The sequence below is a fragment of the Pacificibacter marinus genome (assembly GCF_018860665.1).
Lineage (GTDB): Bacteria > Pseudomonadota > Alphaproteobacteria > Rhodobacterales > Rhodobacteraceae > Celeribacter > Celeribacter marinus_A.
This window is the reverse complement of record NZ_JAHKPK010000047.1, coordinates 1-4978: the sequence shown is the minus strand read 5'-3', so window position 1 is coordinate 4978 and position 4978 is coordinate 1. Positions and strand designations below refer to the sequence as shown.

The 4978-nt window shown below is 55.9% G+C and carries 3 protein-coding genes and 2 pseudogenes; 1 reads left to right on the top strand and 4 read right to left on the bottom strand.

The window, feature by feature from the left end; all coding sequences use genetic code 11:
• Nucleotides 1-61: 61 nt before the first annotated feature.
• The 4 genes and pseudogenes from KO497_RS12940 to KO497_RS12925 form a co-directional block, all read right to left on the bottom strand.
• A pseudogene (locus KO497_RS12940) lies at nt 62-598 on the bottom strand (transposase); the annotation flags it as partial.
• A 113-nt stretch (nt 599-711) separates the two neighbouring features.
• Entirely contained in the window at nt 712-2298 is a 1587-nt protein-coding gene (locus tag KO497_RS12935) for a TniQ family protein (RefSeq protein ID WP_252729660.1), read from the bottom strand.
• Between the two features lie 65 nt (nt 2299-2363).
• Nucleotides 2364-4142, bottom strand: a complete 1779-nt coding sequence (locus KO497_RS12930) for a TniQ family protein (RefSeq protein WP_215944385.1) — start codon at nt 4140-4142, stop codon at nt 2364-2366.
• Complete coding sequence (locus KO497_RS12925) at nt 4139-4732, bottom strand: TniB family NTP-binding protein (protein ID WP_436799292.1); 594 nt, start codon at nt 4730-4732, stop codon at nt 4139-4141. The genes KO497_RS12930 and KO497_RS12925 overlap by 4 nt, the downstream gene beginning before the upstream one ends.
• A gap of 109 nt (nt 4733-4841) precedes the next feature.
• Between KO497_RS12925 and KO497_RS12920 the strand changes: the two are divergent.
• A pseudogene (locus KO497_RS12920) lies at nt 4842-4978 on the top strand (IS3 family transposase); the annotation flags it as partial.

Here is a 4978-nt window from a genome sequence, read left to right as displayed (position 1 = left end):
TCTGTCATGCGTGGGCGGCCACTCTCGGGACATTGCTACGCAATACCCTGACGTGCAGTGCATAGCTGCCCAAGCTCAGGCGCGATTGTTCTTTAATGTGTGCCAACGTCACCATGTCAGGCCGCTGTCTGCGGCTGGCAGGTCGGTTGCGATGCGCCCGCAAACCGCGCGGACTAACAGCCATAACCCGACACATCAGTTCAATGGAAAATGCAGATCGGTGTTCTTCCCCTCTCATCGAAACTACGTTTCAATTGCCGGGCAGTGGATAAACTTAAACCTCACGGCTTTTGGCTCGCAAAGATCCCTCTCGGGACATTGCTACGCAATGCCCTGCCGGTCGACGCACCGTGGCCTTTTTTAACACTTCCCTTTCCTCCTTGAGAATGCGGTTCTCACGTCGAAGCCGGTCATTTTCTTGGGCGAGGCTCAAATCCTCTTTCGACACCACATCAGTGTCTCGGTGTGCGGCGATCCATTTGTTCAGTGTGGACATGCCAACACCCAGATCGTCAGCCACCTGCTTACGCGTCAGACCACTGGTCAACGCAATCCGCACCGCATCTTGCTTGAATTCTTCTGTTCGCTTCAGTCCCATAGTCAGTCTCCTTTGTTGCAATAAATGCTATCAAAGGAGCAGCATCAAACCGTGACAGGTCCACATTTTCTCAATTTGAAAGAGAGTACGGCGCTCATAGAGACGCCACAACCCTATTTGGCACAGGCCTGCCTCCCTGCTTTCAGCCCGGACAAATCGACGTCTTCGCGCCAGAAAATGCGACTGAAATCAGGTGGCATCGCCAGCATATCCAACCCCGCATTCCTGAGCTTCATGGCAAGCGCACCCTGTGGATGCTGTGTCTCCTCGACCAACTCACCAAGGGAGACATATCGAGCATGGAACATTCTTAGACTGCTCGCTTGGAACACAAGTGAGCCAGCTCGATAACCCTCAACAAGTTTTGCACGTTCCAGGAAACGATGCTCTGCCAGATAAGACACGGTCCTAGCCGTGACCCGAAGAAAGCGGGCCGCATCAGGAATAGACATGATTTCAGCGCCTGAGGCGCGGGAGAGGATGGGTCTCTCAACAAGACCGCTGAGCGTCCAATGGGAATTTTCTGGCAACGGACCTCTAGTTTCCGCCAGACGTTCACGCTCAAAAGATTTGAGCATCCCCTCAGTCACAAACCCCTTCAGAGCAATATGGCCGAAATCATCATGCTGCGCCAACCCTCGCCGGGCAAGAAGGCGTGCATTTTCTCTGATGAACGGCGTCACGGGGAGAATCGCCGGAACATTCGACGCCGTGATCCCCTCAGATGGAACTCCGAGAACCAGAATGCCTTTTCGGATCGAAAACGTTTGGAATATCTGACGGCGCACAACGTCACGAAGCGGCTCGAACTCCTCACCAAGCCCAGAACCACGAAGCCAGGTGATCAAGGGCCCGTAAACCTTGGCGAAAAACCTGCGGTCTCCCTCCACTTGCGCGACCTGATCGCGAAGGCACAAAGACAAAGCTTCAGCTCCTTCTTTCAAGACCTCATAGCCTGCCTCACCAAATTGAACCCAATCACTTTCGGTATGCCCGCTCAAACTGACCTCTGGCCCCTTGGTCAAGAGTAATCCCAGAATTTCGCAAGCGCGTGAGGCAACATTGAGCTCAAGACTGTCAATCCATTCATCTCCCCTGCCCTTCAGTACGCGCTTGGTCAGATAGTGCTCGAAGGAGCTCTGTTCCGCAGGCACTGTTGCCTGTGACAGAACCCAATCAAAGTGCTTGCGGATTTGTGCCGTAAAATCTTTGCCGTCCTTCGTGAAGTTTTCCGGCGGCAAAGACACCAGCATGCAACCGTGTTTCGGGCAGGTTCTGAGCGAAACGAATTTCCACTGCAGACGACGCGGCAAATGCCACGCCTCCGCGGAAGTTGGCACCTCGCTGCGGACGCATTCCGGGCAGACACGGACACGACTACGGTGAAGCGTATGGGTAGTGACAATCTCGTCGCGCAAACGGAAATACCCCCGCCCGAGATGCCGGATCGACACGCGACCCAAAGCCTCCGCCTGACATCCTGCCAACCCGGCAAGCTGTTCAATCGCAGCACGCTCCCCGCGAAAAAGCGGCTCGATCGGGAATGCGATGTCACGACAGAATTGCTGAATCGACTGTACTCCGTTCTTCGCCGCGAGACGCGACAAGAGGGAAGTCGCAGGCTCGAAATCTGAATGCTGCACCGTGAGGGGTAACTGTGGGAAAACCATTCCGGGTATCGCTGGGAGAACTTTGGCCAATCGTTTTCCTCCTCAGACAAGATCATCGGATATTACCTTGAGGCGCGGCATGAAAAATCTGAGCCTCATGAAAACTCTCTTTCGTAGACACGTGCAATTCCAGTGACGCAAGGAATGGGAACGGCGCCATCGCGGTCCAGCTTACGGGCCAAATGGAACGGCTCACTGCCCTCGACTTCTGCCATTTGCCCCAGCGTGACCCAGCGCCGCTCGAAGGCGCTGATACTCTCCCGCGTCAGGTAGCTTTTGATATGGTTGGTGTCGGGGTTTCGCTTTTTGATCTGCTTGAGGTAGCCGGCATCTCTGAGTTTACGGATCGAGATGATGTTGATCCGCAGGTAGGCCGCAGCCTCGGGCAAGGTAAGGTCATGGCTGAGTATCATGGCGCGGTCCGCTTTGAGCACGTCAAGCGCAACCTCCAACGCATGAAGCCCCCTGCCCTCTCCGCGCCTCACAGCACCATCAAGGTCCCCTTCACAAAAGGCTTTGACCGCTTTCGGCAGCGCCACGCCGTCGCGACGGCAAAAATCACGGAGCGGAAGGTAGCTACCACCCTTTGTCGGCGGAAGACCCTCCACAGCTCTCAAGAGCTTCAGGACAGCCTCCCGCTTTGTGTAACGCAGGGATGACGTGATCTGAATGTTCGGCAGCACCCCGAGGCTCATCATGATCTTCACTTGCGATGGTGAGACCGCAAGCGCATCGGCGGCCTCCTTCAGGTTGGCAAGAGTCACCCAGAAGGCTTTCGCCTCCCGCAACTCATCGACATGGACATCCGTTCGCATAAGAGCTTCGACTTCACTGACGCCCTGCAAATGGCCCAACAGCTTCTTGAGGAACAAAGCGCCGAATCCTGAGCGCTTGCGCGCCTGCTCCATGGTTAGCCAGATCACTTTCTGCGGCTTCTCCCCAAGCACGTATTGGTTCAGGTCGACCGGATAGGTTTTATAGATGTGCTCGCGCGTGAGCTCCGTGATCTGACTTAGGGAAGGATCGTCATAAACTTCTCGAAGCCAGTGATAAAACGGCCCGAGGTCCGTACTGAAGTATGGCCGCTCAGCCATCGACTGGGCACGGAGACGATCAAGGGCTGCCTTGAGACCTTCCGACCCCACGTGTAGACGCTCGAACCCAGTTTGGCATAGTGCGCGCTCATCGTCTCGTCCCAAAAGAGCGACGTCTCTTGACAACATACCCTCCAATGCCGCGCCCAATGTGAGGCTCGCTCGATGGAGGTTAGTGAGGTCCATGGCATGCAGCCAATCGGTCTGGGGTCCGTCGTATATCCGCTCGCGAATATATGCCTCAAACGCGGTAGGTTCCAAAAATGTGGGACTTTGCGCAAACTCACGAATGCGCCCTTGATGCTGATGCACCTGCGCGACGACATCGTACGCGAGATGAGCGTGTGGCGCAGGCGGTAGGGTGATCAGAGCGCATTGATGGGTTTCGCACCGATGCAGACTGAGAGCCGACCATTCGAGGCGCTGCGCCACCCCGTGCGGGCCGGTTTCGCTCAGAGCTTCTTCGGCACAAACTGGGCAAAGCCGCGTGGCAGTGCGCCGGAACACCCCGATCGAAGAATGCGTCCTTCCGACCTTATAGCGACCGATCGAGAGCTTGCGAGCCGACCACCTATGTAGTTGGGTGGCAGGCTGCCCGACCAGCCAAGCAAGCTGCGCAACTTGATCTTCGTGGCCCGTGCACAAAAACGGCCAGCGCATACCGAGATCGCTACAGAAATCGCGCGGCGACGTTTGGTGAAGAGCCGCCAACCGGCTGACAAAGGACGCGGGCGTCTCCCCCTCAATGAGGGGGAGCATGAGTGAGAGTTGGGCTTTCATCGATCGCCCCCCGCGTCGGTGTCGTTGCCGTTGTCGAGTAAGAGACGTGGATTGATGCGCCCAAAATCCTCCGTGAGGAAGACGTTCATCCATCGATCGGCACCGTTTCGGTCGCGGTAGACATCCGCGAAGTGCTGGAGGCTGAGTTTGGCATCCAATCCCTCTGTGAACAGAGCTTCTGAGACCGACAGGACAACGATTTCTGCCAACAGCCCAAATTGGTAATCGGCAGCGTGCATCAAGCGCATGGCGAAGACTTCACTTTGGACCGACGAATCCACGTTGAGCCGCGCACGGTCAACGTATTTCTGAACCATCTTGAGGACTGCCCCGACATCGCGAATGCTATGCAGGCGGCCGATCTCAATCGGGTCGACCCGCCGCGCCAATTGCGGATCCTGGTTCACAATTTTCTTGAGGTCGGGCATGCCGGACAGCAGCAAACCCACAGGCCAGACCGAGTTCTCCATGAGGGATTTTAGCGTGTTAACGACCGACTGGCGCTCCTTGTCAGTCTGGTATCGCGCCAAATCTTGAGCTTCATCGAAGCCCAAGAAGATTGTCTGACGGAGCTTCAACTGCTCCTTCACTTGGTCCCAAATCGCAGGGCCCTGTGTCTGACGTCAGCACCCGTGGGACAGATTTGAGGATTTGAATAACGGAGGATTTCTGGTTCATCTTATCGATTAGGAGATCGAGATGACGAAGAAGCCCCAGACATCAAAAGACGCCGCCGACAAGGTGGTTAAGAACATCCGCCGCAAGACGCGGCAAACCTATTCAGCTGAAGAGAAAATCCGCATCGTCTTGGCGGGCCTGCGTGGCGAGGAAAGCAT